This is a genomic window from Pseudomonas anuradhapurensis (genome assembly GCF_014269225.2).
Taxonomy (GTDB): Bacteria; Pseudomonadota; Gammaproteobacteria; order Pseudomonadales; family Pseudomonadaceae; genus Aquipseudomonas; species Aquipseudomonas anuradhapurensis.
The window spans coordinates 3036291-3053603 of record NZ_CP077097.1; the positions used below are offsets into that span (position 1 = coordinate 3036291).

General features: G+C 54.8%; 14 protein-coding genes. 12 read left to right on the forward strand and 2 right to left on the reverse strand.

The window, feature by feature from the left end; all coding sequences use genetic code 11:
• Nucleotides 1-118: 118 nt before the first annotated feature.
• Nucleotides 119-1180, reverse strand: coding sequence for an SDR family oxidoreductase (locus HU763_RS14050; RefSeq protein WP_186690595.1), 1062 nt, complete (start codon nucleotides 1178-1180; stop codon nucleotides 119-121).
• Between the two features lie 183 nt (nucleotides 1181-1363).
• Entirely contained in the window at nucleotides 1364-2002 is a 639-nt protein-coding gene (locus HU763_RS14055) for a glutathione S-transferase C-terminal domain-containing protein (RefSeq protein WP_186690597.1), read from the reverse strand.
• Between the two features lie 691 nt (nucleotides 2003-2693).
• On the opposite strand from HU763_RS14055, the gene HU763_RS14060 reads away from it, so the two are divergent.
• From HU763_RS14060 to HU763_RS14115, 12 genes are all read left to right on the forward strand, one after another.
• Nucleotides 2694-3194, forward strand: a complete 501-nt coding sequence (locus HU763_RS14060; protein WP_186690599.1) for a hypothetical protein — start codon at nucleotides 2694-2696, stop codon at nucleotides 3192-3194.
• Nucleotides 3195-3323: 129 nt separating this feature from the next.
• Nucleotides 3324-4232, forward strand: a complete 909-nt coding sequence (locus HU763_RS14065; protein ID WP_186690601.1) for a LysR family transcriptional regulator — start codon at nucleotides 3324-3326, stop codon at nucleotides 4230-4232.
• Between the two features lie 62 nt (nucleotides 4233-4294).
• Nucleotides 4295-5176: a LysR family transcriptional regulator gene (locus HU763_RS14070; RefSeq protein WP_186690603.1), complete on the forward strand. Its 882-nt coding sequence runs from the start codon at nucleotides 4295-4297 to the stop codon at nucleotides 5174-5176.
• A gap of 113 nt (nucleotides 5177-5289) precedes the next feature.
• Nucleotides 5290-6312, forward strand: a complete 1023-nt coding sequence (locus HU763_RS14075; protein WP_186690605.1) for an adenosine deaminase — start codon at nucleotides 5290-5292, stop codon at nucleotides 6310-6312.
• 197 nt (nucleotides 6313-6509) lie between these two features.
• Nucleotides 6510-7190, forward strand: a complete 681-nt coding sequence (locus HU763_RS14080) for a gamma-glutamylcyclotransferase (protein WP_186690607.1) — start codon at nucleotides 6510-6512, stop codon at nucleotides 7188-7190.
• A gap of 57 nt (nucleotides 7191-7247) precedes the next feature.
• The gene (locus HU763_RS14085; protein WP_186690608.1) at nucleotides 7248-8420 is read left to right on the forward strand and encodes an efflux RND transporter periplasmic adaptor subunit; all 1173 of its coding nucleotides are present in this window, start codon (nucleotides 7248-7250) and stop codon (nucleotides 8418-8420) included.
• 12 nt (nucleotides 8421-8432) lie between these two features.
• Nucleotides 8433-11684, forward strand: coding sequence for an efflux RND transporter permease subunit (locus HU763_RS14090; RefSeq protein ID WP_186690609.1), 3252 nt, complete (start codon nucleotides 8433-8435; stop codon nucleotides 11682-11684).
• Nucleotides 11685-11694: 10 nt separating this feature from the next.
• Nucleotides 11695-13182 (forward strand): efflux transporter outer membrane subunit, encoded by a 1488-nt coding sequence (locus HU763_RS14095; protein WP_186690610.1) that lies wholly within the window; start codon nucleotides 11695-11697, stop codon nucleotides 13180-13182.
• 88 nt (nucleotides 13183-13270) lie between these two features.
• Nucleotides 13271-14809: an MFS transporter gene (locus HU763_RS14100; RefSeq protein WP_225931883.1), complete on the forward strand. Its 1539-nt coding sequence runs from the start codon at nucleotides 13271-13273 to the stop codon at nucleotides 14807-14809.
• Between the two features lie 52 nt (nucleotides 14810-14861).
• Nucleotides 14862-15182: an antibiotic biosynthesis monooxygenase gene (locus HU763_RS14105; RefSeq protein WP_186690611.1), complete on the forward strand. Its 321-nt coding sequence runs from the start codon at nucleotides 14862-14864 to the stop codon at nucleotides 15180-15182.
• The gene (locus HU763_RS14110) at nucleotides 15169-15450 is read left to right on the forward strand and encodes a helix-turn-helix domain-containing protein (protein WP_186690612.1); all 282 of its coding nucleotides are present in this window, start codon (nucleotides 15169-15171) and stop codon (nucleotides 15448-15450) included. Before HU763_RS14105 ends, HU763_RS14110 begins: the two co-directional genes overlap by 14 nt.
• A 352-nt stretch (nucleotides 15451-15802) precedes the next feature.
• Nucleotides 15803-17128 carry an OprD family porin gene (locus HU763_RS14115; protein ID WP_186690613.1) on the forward strand — a complete coding sequence of 442 codons (1326 nt, stop codon included), beginning with the start codon at nucleotides 15803-15805 and terminating at the stop codon, nucleotides 17126-17128.
• Nucleotides 17129-17313 lie beyond the last annotated feature (185 nt).

A 17313-nucleotide genomic window follows, 5' to 3' on the forward strand; every position in this document is an offset into this window, starting at 1 on the left:
CAATAGTGCGCATTCAAAAGAGAAGCGTTACGGTGTGAGATGGCTTATCCCTGCTAATCAACAGCCATGCCCGTAGCAAATGCTATGGCGCATGGCCTGGGCGCGTGTCTAGAGCGCGCTATGGGATAATCCGCTCTTGGCGCAACCGCTCAAACAAGTCGTAGAACGATGCTTCGGTTGATCGGTAGGGGTCAAACCCAAGCAACCTGCTCCTGGTCATGTCGGTGACACATTCGATGCCCCGTCCCAAATCGGCGTCAGTGTGCCAACACGAGACTAGTTGGTTGATATCGTCAATCTTCAAATCATGCTTAGCTGCCATATCAGTCCAGATTGAAGCGCATTCAGCAAGCTGCTGTTCAAGGGGAAAAATCTCGCCAGAAAAGGGAACAGCCGCGATGTCGAACCACGCAGCCAGGCGTTCCCACATCCATTTCCAGCGGAAGATATCACCATTGATCACATTCAAGGCTTGATTGTGCGCCGCTGGCGTCAATGCAGCCCATTCGACGTGCGAAGCTAACTGGCGGGCATCCGTCATGTCCGTAAGGCCGTTCCATTGGGTTGCCGAACCTGGGAAGTGAAAAGGCTGGCCCGTTTCCCGACATATTGCACCGAAGACCGCAAGCGTCATGCCTATGTTCATGGCATTGCCGATGGCGTAGCCCACCAAGGTGTGTGGACGGTGCACGCTCCAGGTAAAACCATAGTGGCGCGATGCTTCGAACAAGGCATCTTCCTGGGCGTAGTAGAAGTTTTCCGTATCCAGACGAGGCTGGGATTCTTTGAAGGGAGTCGGAGGAGTGCCCTTTGCATACTGCTCGAAGGGGCCAAGGTAATGCTTTAACCCGGTTACCAAGGCAACATGCTCAACGCTACCCGAAGGGCAGACCGCGTCCAGGAGGTTTCGAATCATCGAGCTATTTACCTCGATGTTTTGCTTCTCAGTTTTTTGGCGAAGCCAGCTTGCGAAAAAGATGTGGGAGGGTTCTATCCCTACCAGGGCTTCCTTGAGTTGGCTTAGGTTCAACATGTCGGCTGTTACAGGGTTAACCTCCTCTGGTAGGTGTTTTCCGTTTCTGGACAGACCGAATACCTTCCAGCCATGAGAGCACAAGTGCTGAGCAAGGTTGTTGCCGACAAGACCGCTGACACCTGCAATCAATGCTGTCTTTTCCATGCTGTAACTCCATTGCTAGCGGATAGATGCTTCCTACCCAAGGGAGGATACCAACAGAGTTGATGACGCTAGCAAGAGGCGGTTTGATGGATAAAGATCCCATGTAGCAACAGACTGTAGCTTTCAGATCGACAATGTTTCTCTGAAAAAGACAGGAGGGCTTCAGGCCCTCCCCCTTGCTGCTTAAGCGGTCTGCGACTGGTGGTAAGCAACGATTTCGGCTTGGTCGCGAATAGTTTTCTGCACCGAGGCACGCTCATCCATACGGGCCTTGTAGGCCATCAGATGTTTCAAATGACTGATTTCAACCCCAGAGCGCTCATGCCACATGGTGCCCCATACGTAGGCGTCGGCAATGGTGAACCGGTCACCGGTCAGCCAGGCGCGGCCATCGGCAAGACGCTCATCCAGCACGGTATAGGCACGGACCAGTTTTGCCCGAGTCCACTCAGTACCTTCTTCGGTCAACAGCTTACGCATCAGCGGGATATGCTTCTGGGCAATCTCGGTGGCCAAGAAGGTAAGCAACTGGTTGAACTTGGTGCGCTCCAGCGTTCCAGCGGCAGGAGCCAGGCCTGCTTCAGGATGCTGATCTGCAAGATAGGAGGTGATGATAATTGTCTCGGTAAGAATATCCTCATCGGGAGTGTCCAGTTTGAGCGCTGGAACGTAGAGCAGCGGATTGACCTTGGCGAAGTCCTCGCCATTGGAGGTGGATTTGTTCCAGACGTCGAAGTGGACTAGCTCAAGGTCGAGGCCCAATTCATTGGCCGTAATCTGTACGGCTTCGGAGCATGTTTTGTCTGCGATGTAGAGTTTCATTTCGGTCACCTGGATTTGAAAGGGTTCCGCCAATCGAGCGGTGAGTCCAGTTTCGGAATTTCCCGGTGACCGATAAACCTACGGAAAGGAGACTCTTTGTGGCTAAGGCGGCGACAATTCCTCCTTTTAAACAGCGTCGGTCATGCTGTGGCGTTACAGAGGCTTTCCCGTCACGCTCTGCCGATCGTTAGAGGTAAGCCATGTAAAGCTGGCTTCGGCGCCAAGCCTTTCAAAATCCTGTCGTGGCTCGGACGGCAATCCAGAGAGCTCTCGGAACTGAACGAGGACTACTTTTTACAGCCTCCGGATTGACGTCTCCTTGGAGGCTGGCTCTCCCTCTACCCTTCTGCATCGGCAAACAATTCGATCTAAACGATCGCGGATGATTGTCGCCCGCTAAGCGACGGACTGTTTCTCGTCTGCGGTTTTCACCAGTGACGACGGTCCGGTAGCCTGCGGTGGCGCTGTATTGGCAACAAGAATTCGGGGTAAGGGCATGATTCGGATTTCAACCAGTGGGCACAACCTCGCGCTGCTTCTGATTAGAGCGCAGAAGCAGTTCGAGAAGCATGGTAGCCAAGTTGGCGGCCCCCCATCGAGCAGTGACGACGTCGATATCTCTGACGGGGGAAATAGTTACCTAGACTCCATCAGGTACACGTCTTCATTCCCTACCCGTGATGGAATGCCAGTGGATGCACTGTTATTGGCGATACGTCACCCTGAAGCTACATCGAGCTCACGAGGCAAGACGTTCGCCGTGGTCGCTGAGGATGCTCGTAAGGAGCTGGACGCCGCATACGATGCCATGAAAAACAGTGGTTTACCTTTCGACAAAAAGACGCCTGCTGATGTGCACGCTTTGTTCGGTAGGCTAGATCGACGATCTCTCTATGCCGTGAGCGTTAACAAAGATGGGCGTTTTACCGCTGATGAGATCCAGGCAGCGCAGGACATCATGCAGAAACAACAGCTATTGGCCCTGAGCGATACGAAGTCGGAAGGCCTCGAATCGCTGCACCGAGCCTTGACATTCTTGGATAATGTCAGCCCCGAAGAGAAAACGAGTCCCGAGTGGCTCGCCCAGATGACCAAGCTCAACAAATTATCGATGTCCGCTCACAGTGCTGCGGGGACAGAGAGCGGGAAACCTTCGTTCTATGTCCCTACCCTGGCGGAGCTGCTGAGCTGAGCTCCTCTACTGTTTTCTTTCATTACCTTCCGATTGCGCTACGCCAGCTAGTCGGTCGACAATTTATGTACTCATATGACCGATAAACGTGCCGGAAACGTCCAAATTGTCGCTTCGGGAGACACAAGAATGGAGCAGACTGATGCGTCTTTACCTGAGATAGCTGCCTTTGTGGCGGTTGCGCAAACTGGCAGCTTTACGCGTGCTGCTGAGCATCTTGCAACCAATAAGTCCAATGTCGGTAAGGCCGTCCAGCGTCTCGAATCGCGGCTTGGAACCCGACTGTTTCAACGCACTACCAGAGCTGTGCGCTTGACAGAGGATGGCGAGACATATCTTGTCGCTGCAAGAAGTGCCTTGGACACATTACGCGATGCGGCGCAGGCTCTGGCAGCCCGTCGTGAAGAGCCGATTGGTCGGGTACGACTCGACATGCCCTCGGGGTTCCGTCAGCTGTTCCTTCCCACCCTATCTGACCTACGCAAGTGTTACCCGAAAGTCACCTTAGAGCTCTCGGTAACCGATCGCATGTCGGATGCCGTAGGAGAAGGCTGGGACTTGGTTGTCCGCGCGGGCGAACTGCCTCAGGACAGCGAGATGACCGTCCGCAAGCTCTGCGACATCCGTCTACAGTTGTATGCTGCGCCTGAATACCTGAATCGACACGGCATGCCCTCAAGCATCGCGGATCTCATCGACCACGATGCCGTGATTTTCCGCGGGTTCACAGGGCGATTGAGGCAATGGTTTTTGATGGAAAATGGGTACATTTCTGAATACACGCCCAATCCCACTTTTGTGCTGTCTGATGGCCAAGCCTTGATCGATTCCACCGTGATTGGATTGGGTATCGCGCAGATTTACGACCGGGTAGCCCTTCCGTATGTGCAAAACGGACAGCTTGTCCCTGTCTTACCGGCCACTAGTGTTCCCGGCCCCCCTGTTCATGCACTCATCCCTGGGGGACACAGAATGCCAGCCAAAACTCGGGCAGTGCTGGAGTATCTGGCTGAGCGATTGCGGTCTGAAACGGTCTAATTTTCCCGTTTGCCTTCGAGCGCTGCTTTGCGATCGGCAGATCCTGGAAAGAGGCTTCGCTTATGGCGGGATTTGATTGGAACGACTTGCAGGTTCTCTTGGCTGTGCAGCGGTCTAAAAGCCTGCGCAATGCCGCTGAACGGCTGAACCTTAGTGCCGCGACGCTTTCGCGTAAACTTGACGAGTTGGAAAATCAGATTGGCGAAAAGCTGGTCGAGCGGATGTCCACCGGCTGCGAACTTACCCAGGTCGGGTCTCGAATTCTCGGTTATGCGGAGCAGATGGAGGAACTTGCCTCCTCCATCGAGCGAGTCCGAGACTCTCATCGAACCGAGGAGCTTGAAGGTACAGTCCGAATCAATGCTGATGAGTGGGTGTCGTTCTTTCTGATGCTCCACCTGCCGAAGATTCGTCAGCGACATCCTCGCATCGCTATCGAAGTGATCACCTCCCATAGGCCTTATAGCCTTACCAGGCGGGAAGCTGATATTTCGCTGCGTCCTATCCAGCCTACTCATCCCGATCTTGTCGCGAAGAAGCTGGGGAAGATCGAATTTGCTTTGTATGGTGCTGAGAATTACGTCGCTCAGCACCAAACTGCGATTCAGGCGCAGCGCTGGTCGGAGCTGGATTTCATTGGATTTGATGATCTGCGGTCAAGCTTCACTGCTGACGGCTGGCTACGTTCGCTTCCCGAAAGCGGAGCACCCTGGCTGCGGTGTAGTTATGCACTGGGAATTTATGACGGAGTTGTCGCCAACGGAGGCTTAGGCGTTCTTGCCACATTTGCCGTTGAGCGCGATGGTCGTGTAATCCCCGTTACAAGCGCAATCCCCGAATTGACTCAAGAGATTTGGCTGACATATCACCGAGGACACGGCAGTAGTGGGAAAGTCCGAGCAGTGGCTGCTTTCATCTCAGAAATCTTCGACACAGCCCTTTAGGAATGGATTATCCGTGTTGCAGATTTGAAGCGCCTGCCATCATTTTTGGTGATTCTAGGCTGCTTTTTGAAGCAGTAGATTTGCTCCACACATACCATCTGGAGCAAGTCATCATGGCGTCATCAGTAGAGAAAGCAGCAGGTGCTCCCAAGGCGGAATTGCATGTCCACATCGAGGGAACGCTTGAGCCTGAGCTTATTTTCCAACTGGCCCAACGTAATGAAGTCCAGCTGCCCTGGGCATCGATCCAGACGCTGAGGCAGGCCTACTCTTTCTCGAGCCTGCAGTCTTTTCTGGACATCTATCACGTGGCCACTCGTGTACTTGTGACAGAGCGGGACTTCGCCGATCTCGCTCGGGCCTACGTCGAGCGCGCTCAGGCTGACAAAGTCATTCATGCGGAGATTTTTTTCGACCCCCAGACCCACATGGAAAGGGGTGTCGCCCTGGAAACGATTGTTGCAGGGTTGGAGCAAGGACTTAAAGAAGGAGATGAGTTCGGTTTCAGCAGCCGGCTGATAATGTGTTTTCTACGTCATCTACCTGAGAGCAAAGCGCTCGAAACGCTCGAACAGGCTCTTCCACTGTTCAGCCACTACCCGCATCGCCTCATTGGTGTCGGGCTCGACTCGACTGAAATAGGAATCCCCCCGAGAACGTTCGAACGCGTATTTGCAGCGGCTCGCCGTGCAGGCATCGAAGTGGTTGCGCATGCGGGGGAAGAAGGGCCTGCAGAGTACGTATGGGACGCGCTTGATGCGCTTCAGGTATCTCGTGTGGACCACGGCGTTGCGAGCAGCGAAGACGATGATCTGGTAGATCGCCTGGTTCGTGAGCAAATTCCGTTGACCGTGTGTCCGCTTTCGAACTTGCGCTTGAAGGTTGTTGAAGACATGAAGCAGCACCCCATTCGCTCGCTTCTTGAGCGTGGCGTGAAAGTAATGGTCAACTCCGACGACCCCGCTTATTTCGGGGGATACGTCAATGACAATTATGCCGCCATCATCAATTCGTTAAACCTTTCCGGCCCTCAAGTGTTTCAGCTACTTAGCAACTCGCTGGAGGCTTGCTTCATGCCCGCTGAGTGGAAGCGGAACGCCTTATCGGCTCTGACTAATTACTGGCACGGCACCTAATAACCTCGAACATCGGACGAAGTACTTCTTTACAGCAACATCCCTGCGGGAGGCAGGGCGGCCAGGTGGATAGCGGGTTTTGCGAATTGTAGAACCTGGAACTACAAAGCGTCGCTTCCCGGCGCGTTTATCCACCTCACCTTGAACGTCAGAATTTCTTCCACAAAGCACTACCCCGTGGTGCGAGGAGGAACCCAATGCTGACTAAAGACACCCTTAGCAATGGACTGTATCTCCAGAGCTTGGCCGCCCTGTCCAACCTGGCCTGGTCCGAAGAGCGAATTCAGGAATCGCTTGATGCCACGATGGCCAAGCGCCCTGGGCATGGCGAAATCTGGCTCTTTGCCTATGGCTCATTGATCTGGAACCCGTTGCTGGATTTTGTACGGCGTGAACTGGCGACCTTAAAAGGATGGCATCGCAGTTTCTGTTTAAAGATGGTTGCAGGTCGAGGCACGCCAGATGTTCCTGGACGGATGCTGGCTCTAGAGCCAGGCGGAATTACAGATGGGGTGGTTTTTCAGCTTGACGGACCAGAGTTGGAACGGGATCTCCAGTGCGTCTGGCGTCGCGAGATGGTGTTCGGCTCTTACACCCCGATATGGGCCCCCATCCATCTCGAAGATCAGACCTCGATTGATGCATTGGTTTTCGTAGCAGATCCCGGCTACGCGCTGTACGAGGCTGACTCATCTGTTTCCACGATCGCTTATCAGATGGCTGTAGCGCGTGGAACCCACGGTACCAATGCTGAGTACCTGAGGCTGCTCAGAAAAGCTCTGTACGCCAATGGGCTCTCTGACAACTACGTCGAAGCACTGCACTTGGAAGTAGAGCGCCACTCAGTGGCCAGCCTCTCTCCCTTCGCGCACCTGTGACAACTGGTCTTCGGCTCGCCTGTTCCCACTTAGCCAACCCAATATAGGAGAAGAATCATGTTGGTCCAACGCAAAACACTCACCATCGCGATCAGTGCGCTGATCGCTTTGGGGGGAGCAGCTGGAGTCGTCGTTCAACACGGTGCGGCGGACATCGCTGGAGCCCAGGCCGCAACCGAAGCGCCGGCTATCGAAGTCGATGTAGCTCCAGTAATTAACAAGATCATTACCGAGTGGCAGAGCTATTCCGGTCGCTTGGATGCCATAGAACACATCCAGCTGCGCCCTTTGGTCTCCGGCACGATCGTCGCGGTAAATGTGAAGGACGGTGGTTTTGTTAAGAAAGGTGATCCTCTGTTCACCATTGACCCCCGGCCCTACGCCGCAGCGGTAGAGAAAGCCAGCGCTGAGCTGGCAGCCGCCGAATCGCGAGCCAGCTATGCGGCGACTGATGCGGCGCGGGCGCAACGACTCATCTCCAGTAACGCAATCGCCAAACGAGAATTCGATGAGCGCAGTAACGCAGCGCGTGAGGCCTCCGCCGCGGTAAAAGCTGCTAAAGCAGCGCTGCAAGCGGCACGCATCGATTTGGAGCACACCCAGGTTAACGCGCCTGTAAGTGGTCGGGTATCGCGCGCAGAGCTGACGCTGGGCAACATTGTGAGCGCCGGCGCTAATGCACCGCTTTTAGCAACCTTGGTTTCTGTGTCACCCATCTACGCCTCGTTCGAAGTCGATGAACAAACCTACCTGCGCTACCTGCGTCATTCGAACACCAAACCTGTGGAAGTCGCGCTTGGGTTGGCCGACGAATCTGGTTATTCGCGCAAAGGCACTTTGGTCTCCGTCGACAACCAGCTCAATAGCGGTACCAGCACCTTGCGTGTCAGGGCTCGCTTCGAAAACCAGGATGGCGCGTTGCTGCCGGGGCTATTCGCTCGGGTAAAGGTAGAGGGTGGCAAGCCACAGGAGGCTTACCTGATCGATGAGGCCGCTATAGGTACTGACCAGGCCAAGAAGTTTGTACTCGTAGTTGATGCGCAAAGCCGTGTGCAGTACCGGGAAGTGGAACTCGGCGGCTCGTATGAAGGGCTCCGTATCGTGACCAAGGGGCTAAATGCCGGTGAACGTATTGTCGTCAACGGCATTCAGCGTGTGCGGCCCAACGACCTCGTGCAGGCGCGCGACACCAACATGCAGTCCAGCCAACCGCTGGCACTCGTGAACTGAGGCGCGGTCATCATGAACATCTCAAAATTCTTTATCGACCGGCCGATCTTCGCGGCCGTGCTTTCGGTGGTGGTGCTGCTGGCAGGGAGCATTGCTCTGACGAAACTGCCCACTGCCGAATACCCCGAAGTGGTACCTCCCTCGGTCCTTGTGCACGCTCAGTTTCCTGGTGCAAACCCGAAGGTAATTGCCGAAACCGTTGCCTCTCCTATCGAGGAGCAAATCAACGGTGTGGAGAACATGCTCTACATGCAGTCGCAGGCAAACAGCGACGGCAACATGACCACTACAGTCACGTTCAAGCTAGGCACAGACCCTGACAAGGCGCAGCAGTTGGTTCAGAACCGCGTAGCGCAGGCTCTGCCGCGTCTGCCTGAAGACGTGCAACGCCTGGGGGTTACAACGATCAAGTCTTCCCCAACTCTCACCATGGGCGTCAATCTGGTCAGCGAAAGCGGACGCTACGACAAGGACTATCTGCGTAACTACGCGGTTATCAATATCAAGGACCAGCTGGCCCGCATCCAAGGTATTGGCCAAGTGCTGATCTGGGGGTCCGGTGACTACTCCATGCGGGTATGGCTGGACCCGCATAAGGTGGCGCGGCAGAACATGACTGCTTCCGAAGTCGTCGCTGCAATCCGCGAACAAAACGTACAGGTCGCAGCGGGCATCGTGGGTGCGCAACCAATGCCCGAGAACGTTCCTCTGCAGCTCAACATCAATGCTCAAGGCCGCTTGAAAACCGCAGACGAGTTTCGAGAGATCATCCTCAAGACCACTTCTGGTGGTGCTGTCATTCGCTTGGGCGATGTCGCTCGGGTTGAGCTGGGTGTCGCCGACTACGCGTTGCGTTCTCTGCTCGATAGCAAACCCTCGGTACAGATGATCATCTTCCAGCAGCCAGGAGCCAACTCGCTGCAGATCTCCGAAGATGTTCGCAAAACCATGGCTTCGCTGAAAGAGGATATGCCTGAAGGGCTTGATTACGTCGTGCGCTACGACCCCACCCAGTTCGTGCGAGAAAGTATCGACGCAGTCATTCACACTCTGCTCGAAGCGATCGTACTAGTGGTGCTGGTCGTAATCATCTTCCTCCAGACCTGGCGCGCCTCGATCATTCCCTTGCTCGCAGTCCCGGTGTCCATTATCGGCACTTTCTCATTGCTGTTGCTGTTCGGCTTCACGATCAATGCCCTGTCATTGTTCGGCCTGGTGCTGGCTATCGGCATCGTAGTCGACGACGCCATCGTGGTTGTCGAGAATGTCGAGCGAAATATCAGCGAGGGTATGACGCCCCGGGACGCCACTTACAAGGCTATGCAAGAGGTCAGTGGGCCGATCATTGCCATCGCGCTAACGCTGGTTGCGGTATTCGTTCCGCTCGCGTTCATGTCAGGTCTCACTGGACAGTTCTACCAACAGTTCGCGATGACCATCGCAATCTCCACCGTTATCTCGGCCTTCAACTCGCTCACTCTCTCTCCTGCATTGGCAGCGTTGTTGCTCAAAGGCCACGACGAGCCGAAGGACCGCCTGACCCTTATGATGGACAGGCTATTTGGACGCTTCTTCGCTGCGTTCAACCGCGTGTTCCATCGTGGCTCCGAGTCGTATGGCGGTGGCGTACGTCAAGTGATCAACCACAAGGGCGCAATGCTGATTGTCTACGGAGTACTGCTTGCGATGGCAATGTACCTAGGCAAGATCGTGCCTGGCGGTTTCGTACCCGGCCAGGATAAAGATTACTTGGTTGCCATTGTTCAGTTGCCGAGTGGCTCTTCACTGGAGAAGACTGCCCAGATCACCAAGCAGGTCAGTGACATTGCCCTCAAGGTACCTGGAGTGATTGGCGTTCCATCGTTTCCTGGTCTTAACGTTAACGGCCTGACTAACTCTTCGAGTAGCTCACTGGTATTCCCCGTTCTGAAACCATCCAAAGAGCGTGGAGCTGGTGAGACTGCTGCTGAGATTGCTGCAGCATTGAACGCCGAATACGCGAAGATCAAGGACGCGACCATTGCTGTGTTCCCGCCGCCGCCTGTCTCGGGCCTGGGTACAGTCGGCGGTTTCAAGTTGCAGATCCAGGACCGCGGAGCACTTGGGTACGAAGCGCTGAACCGCGTTACCCAAGAGTTCATGAAGCGTGCAGCTCAAGCGCCAGAGCTTGGGCCGATGTTCTCCAGCTTCCAGATCAACGTTCCCCAACTGAACGTGGAGCTGGATCGGGTGAAAGCGAAACAACAAGGCGTGTCTGTTCGCGACGTCTTCGACACCTTGCAGATCTACCTGGGCTCGCTCTACGTCAACGACTTCAATGCGTTTGGCCGAGTGTTCCAGGTGCATGCGCAGGCTGATGCTCCTTTCCGCGTTAATGCCGAATCTATTGGGGAGCTGAAAACTCGAAATGCTGCTGGCGAGATGGTGCCGCTGTCTTCATTGGTAAAGGTCACTCCAACCTACGGCCCGGAGATGGTCGTGCGCTACAACGGCTTCTTGGCCGCCGATATCAACGGAGGTCCTGCCGCGGGCTACTCCTCCGGCCAGGCTCAAGCCGCAGTCGAACGCATTGCTGCCGAGGTATTCCCTCGCGGCATCAAGTTCGAGTGGACCGACCTCACCTACCAGCAGGTGTTGGCAGGTAACTCGGCGTTGTGGGTCTTCCCTATCAGTGTGCTGTTGGTATTCCTGGTCCTAGCAGCGATGTATGAAAGCCTGACCTTGCCGTTGGCAATTTTACTGATCGTGCCCATGACCCTGCTTTCTGCCCTCGCAGGTGTATGGCTGACCAATGGTGATAACAACATCTTCACCCAGATTGGTTTGATGGTACTGGTGGGGCTGTCGGCTAAAAACGCAATCCTGATCGTTGAATTTGCTCGTGAACTGGAGATGAGCGGGCGGACCATTGTTCAGGCTGCGGTCGAAGCGAGCCGTCTACGTTTGCGTCCGATTTTGATGACTTCGATCGCATTCATCATGGGCGTCGTACCACTGGTGATTTCCACCGGCGCTGGCTCAGAAATGCGTCAGGCAATGGGCATCGCAGTGTTCTTCGGAATGCTCGGCGTCACCTTGTTCGGGCTGTTGCTCACCCCCGTCTTCTATGTGCTGCTCCGTAAATTGTCCGGTGTTGAACACATTGTCGACAAGCATGGCACTCACGCGCAGATGGAGCCAACAGAACCCAAGTATGAAGCGGCAGGACAACACAAGCCGAGCTCCGAGCGTCAGCGCGCTCTGGACATGGCTGTGCAGGACTGAGGAGATCATCATGAACGCATTCATCCAGAACCGCTCGCTGCATCTCACAGTGTTGGCCGGTGTGTTAACGAGTTTGATTGGCTGCTCTGTGGAACCGACTTATGAGCGCCCGGTGGCCTCTGTTCCGCCCAGCTTCAAGGAGGACACTGCTGTCACCGAACGAGGCACTTGGAAGACAGCTGAACCTGCTGACTTCAATGCACGAGGACAGTGGTGGAAAGTATTTGCTGATCCGGACCTGGATAGTCTTGAAGACCAGGCACTGGAGGCCAATCAGAATCTGCAGGCCGCTGCAGCGCGAGTGAAGGAAGCCCGTGGACTGAACCAGGCGGCACGTGGAGGCTTGTTCCCAAGTGTGGATGGCGGAATTGGTGCCACACGCCAGCGCGTATCCGAAGCGGCGCAACCGGATGGATCGCCGGCCTATCAAAACACCATGGTGCGTTCACAAGTGGGTATTTCCTATGAGGTGGACCTGTTCGGCCGGGTGTCTTCATCGGTTCATGCCGCAGAAGCTGATTTGCAACAGACTGAGGCCTTGTTTCACTCCGTGCAGTTGGCGTTGCAGGCGGATGTCGCGCAGAACTATTTCCAGATCCGTCAGTTGGATGCTCAGGCAAAGGTACTTGCCGAGGCCGTGACGCTTCGGGAAAAAGCGCTTGAGCTGGTCGAAACCCGCTTCGCCGATAGCGAGATCAGTGAGCTTGATGTGTCGCGGGCTCGCTCGGAATTGGCAACCGCTCGTTCAGATTCAATGACAGTGAGCCGTCAGCGCGCGGTGGCCGAACATAGCCTGGCAGTGTTGCTGGGTAAAGCGCCGGCCGAATTCTCGCTGTCCGCCAAGCCCTTGCAAGCGGTAGAGGTCCAGATCCCGGCTGGCTTGCCATCCGCTTTGCTGGAGCGGCGTCCAGATATCGCTGCAGCTGAACGGGCGATGGCGGCAGCTAACGCAAGGGTCGGTGTGGCCAAGGCGGCATTCTTCCCATCCTTAACTTTGACTGGTTCAGCTGGCTTTGAGGCGTCGACCCTAGGGAATTTGTTCAATTGGAGCAACAGGACATTCTTGTTAGGTCCCCTGGCCGGTACCGCGCTGAATCTCCCGATCTTCGATGGAGGGCGGCGCAGCGGAAATCTGGCGAGCGCCCGTGCGAAATACGAAGAAGACGTGGCGAACTACCGTCAGCAGGTTTTAGTGGCATTCAAGGAAGTGGAAGACAACCTATCGGATCTCGCCATCCTGGCTCGTCAGACACGAACCCAAGGGGAAGCGGTCACCTCATCCTCTCGCGCCGCAGAAATTTCACGAACCCAGTATATGGAAGGAGCTGTGGCCTACCTCGATGTCATTGATGCGGAGCGGTCTGTTCTGCAAGCACAGCGCGCCGCAATCGATCTGCAAGCAGTGCAGGCCCTTGCGACGGTGAACCTTATCCGCGCATTGGGTGGTGGATGGAGCGGCACCTCTAGCCATACAGAGAAACTCGCCAGTAATCGCTGAAACCACGCCCGATGGTGAACGTCTGGCATCACTTTTCGACTCCCTCAGGCGTATTGACGCGAGGGGCTTCAACTCTAGGAGTATGCACATGAGTGCCTTACCCAACACATCATCAACGGATCAGAGCAAATTGATGATCCTGCTCTCGATCTGCCTGGCGGCATTAGTGCTGCCAATGAGCTTTACCGGAGGAGCAGTTGCCCGTCCAGCTATCGGCCACGAGCTTGGTGGCACTGCTGTGCAGCTTACGTGGATCACCAATGCATTCATGCTGACGTTCGGAAGTCTCCTGATGGCTGCTGGTGCTCTCGCCGATCAGTACGGGCGCAAGCGTCTTTTTGCTCTAGGGACAGGGCTATTCACCATCACATCGTTTGCTCAGGGATTTGCACCTTCTGTCCCGTGGTTGGACGTGCTTCGTGCTATCCAGGGCGTAGCGGGTGCGGCAGCGTTGGCCAGCGGTTCTGCTGCATTAGCTCAGGAGTTTGAGGGGCATGCGCAAACGCGAGCGTTCAGCATGCTGGGTACCACCTTCGGGATAGGACTGGCTTTTGGGCCGTTAGTATCAGGGCTTTTGATCGAGAGCTTTGGCTGGAGGGCGATCTTCTTCGCCACGGCAGGCCTGGGCGCGCTCTCAATGTTCTTCGGCTTGCCACGCATGCGTGAAACCCGAGATCCCGGTGCTACTGGTTTGGATTGGCCAGGCACGATTACTTTCACAGGCACCTTGGCGACCTTCACATTTGGCGTCATCCAAGGCCCAGAAAGCGGTTGGGGAAGCCCGGTTGTGATCGGCCTGCTGGCAGCATCTGCACTACTCCTCGTGGCATTTGTCGTGGTGGAAAACCGCGTCGAGCGCCCAATGCTGGATCTTAGCCTGTTCCGCATTCCTCGATTCGTTGGCGTTCAACTGCTGCCAATCGGTACCTGCTATTGCTACATCGTGCTGGTCGTTATCTTGCCACTACGCTTCATCGGTATCGAAGGCATGAGCGAGATCCAGGCAGGCTGGATGATGCTTGCACTGTCAGCCCCCATGCTAGTGGTCCCTCTACTTGCCGCTCAGCTTACCCGCTGGGTCGCCCCTGGTTTGCTGTGCGGTATAGGCTTCTTCATCGCCGCTGCAGGACTGCAGTGGTTCAGCCAAACTGATATGGTTGTAGGCAACACGGTTATCCTTCCCATGCTGCTGATTGGTGTGGGTGCTGGTCTTCCATGGGGGTTGATGGACGGTTTGGCCATTGGTGTTGTGCCTAAAGAACGCGCAGGCATGGCCACCGGAATCTTCAATACCGCCCGGGTTGCAGGCGAAGGCGTAGCCCTCGCTATCGTCAGCGCCTTGCTGGCATCGCTGGCCCAGGGATTCCTTCTGGATAGCGTTCCTCAAACTATGACAGGCGTCGCCCACGCTGCACAGCAAGTGGCAGCTGGCGACCTTGTGCATGCTGCCGCTGAACTACCGGAAGTCGCCAAAGAAACGCTTGTGGCTGGTTACAACAAGGCGTTTGAACTCCTTCTGCATGTATTGACGGTTATCACGATGATCTCCGGGATAGCGGTATTTGGCTTCTTGAGCCGTACCAATGAGACCACCTCGCCGCCGGAACAGACAGCCGATTTAGCCTAACCGCAAAGCCAGCGGCCTAGTGGCCGCTGGCCTCTGATGAGGAGTGATTGTCATGAGTGTCGACGCGATCAGCACTTTAGAGATCAGCGTTCCTTACGGGTCAAGTGTCACCATCGAGGGGCGTTTAACTAAATACGCGGAAGAACTAGCGGGACTGCCTGGCTGTATTTTCTATGGCATAACGCGCAGCGCCAAGGATTCTAGGCAGTGGGTGCTCACAGGTCATTGGGAGTCCCAAAATCAGATGGTTCAGCATTTCGCTGCGGTAGACATTCACAAAATAATTGAGATCCTCGAATTTCCCTCTGTGGGGATTCGATTCGGAAGCTTCTTCAAAGCGGATTATGCGGAGGCAAACCATGAGTTTCGATGAGCGCGCTTTCGAGCGATTCGACGTGAATTCGCTCATCACCTTTCTTGTTGTTTACCGTGAGGGAGGAGTTTCACGAGCCGCTCGTGCCCTCAAGGTCACCCAACCTGCAGTCAGCAATGTGTTGAGCAAGCTGCGGAAGAGGTTTGATGATCCTCTTTTTATCTACAAAGGAAGAGGGGCATTAGAACCGACACCGAGAGCAACAGAGATCGCCCAAACACTCGAACCCGCCTTTTCTCAAATGCAAGGCCTATTGAAAGACGCATAGCATCGGCAACGACCGGCTTTTTCTACGGTCTGTAAATAGTGGTAGCGAATTTACGGGCAAAAAAAAGCCGCCTGAGACAGGCGGCAAACCAAAGGATGATGAAGTGGAGATCCCTTAGAGAACAGCGCAACACCTACTCTAAGGGGGAGGAAATCTTCATCGAGATCGATTCTAGCGGAAAATCCCCGACTTGATTCATTAAGGCGCTTGATACTTACTATTAGTCGAAACGCTGTGACGTGCCGCAACAGAAGCTTGTTAATTGTTGGCGCCCTCTCGATAAGGGTATAAGTAAAACAAATACATAATTCAAAATGATACCTGCCAATACAATTCAAACAAGGGGTGGTATATGTCGCCATTTCGGCTATCAATTCTGGGTGCATGCTTAACCTGCGCCCCTCAAATCGTACTTGCGGCTGCAGTATCGAGCCAGACCGAAGCAAAGGGATTCCTGGACGACTCCGAGCTGTCGCTGAAGCTGCGCAACTACTATTTTGATCGCGATGGAAAATCTGGAGCGGGTGATCGACGTGATTGGACTCAAGGTTTTATCTTCAACTACAGCTCTGGATACACTCAAGGCGCTATCGGTTTCGGGGTGGAAGCTTTCGGCCATTTGGGTATCAAGCTAGATGGTGGTGCGGGTCACTCGGGTACCGGAAACCTTCCAGTGAAAAATGACGGCTCTCCCGAAGACGAATACAGTCGCGCCGGCGGTGCTCTGAAGGTTCGTGTTTCGAAGACCGAGCTCCGCTGGGGAGACTTGCAGCCGACAGCGCCCGTCTTTGCTGCAGGTGGCACCCGGCTGCTACCGCAGACTGCTACCGGGTTTAACCTGCTCAGCAGCGAATTCGAAGGGCTTGATTTGGAAGGCGGCCACTTCACAGGAGGGAATGGCCCAGTTACGACTAATGGTGACCATGGAATCTGGGCGACCTATGCCAACCTCCAGGCGGACAGCATCGATTTCGTAGGAGGTAAATACGCAGTCAATGAGGAACTGTCGATCTCGCTCTATGGCTCCGATCTCGAAGACGTCTGGCGTCAATACTACGGTAACGCGAATCTCACTCTTCCCCTTGCGAAAGACCAGTCGCTGACTTTCGACTTTAATATTTACCGTACCAACGACGAAGGTCGAGCCGAAGCCGGAGATATCAGCAACACAACATGGTCGTTCGCAACCGCCTACAGCTTCCTCTCTGCCCACACAGTGACACTTGCGTATCAAAAAGTGCATGGTGATACACCTTTTGACTACGTTGCCTTCGGCCTCAACGGACCTGGAGATACTGGCGACTCGATTTTCCTTGCCAACTCGATTCAGTACTCCGATTTCAACGGACCTGAGGAGAGATCCTGGCAGCTCCGCTATGACCTAGATATGGGTATCTACGGCGTTCCGGGCCTGAGCTTCATGGCGCGATACGTCAATGGCCGTGGCATCGACGGAAGCAAAATGGATTCGGAAAGCCATTACCGAGGCTACGGCTACGGAGAGGATGGCAGACACCACGAGACCAACCTGGAGGCGAAATATGTCCTTCAATCGGGCCCGGCTAAGGATCTGTCCTTCCGTATTCGACAAGCGATTCACAGGGGGAATGCGGATCAGGCCGAGGGAGACGTCAACGAATTCCGATTTATCGTCGACTATCCAATTTCCATACTCTAGTCAAGGCGAGGCAGTGACCCCGATTTGAAATATAACGGGGTCATTGTCAGAAAACTCAATGAAGACTGCGTTTCGGATCGGTATAAGGACTGGTTTAGCTTGTATAAGATATATCAAAGTGACCGCTAAAGAGATGCCCGAAACTGGGTGGCGAACGGCTGCTTTCTACCCATAGCTGCCCTTCA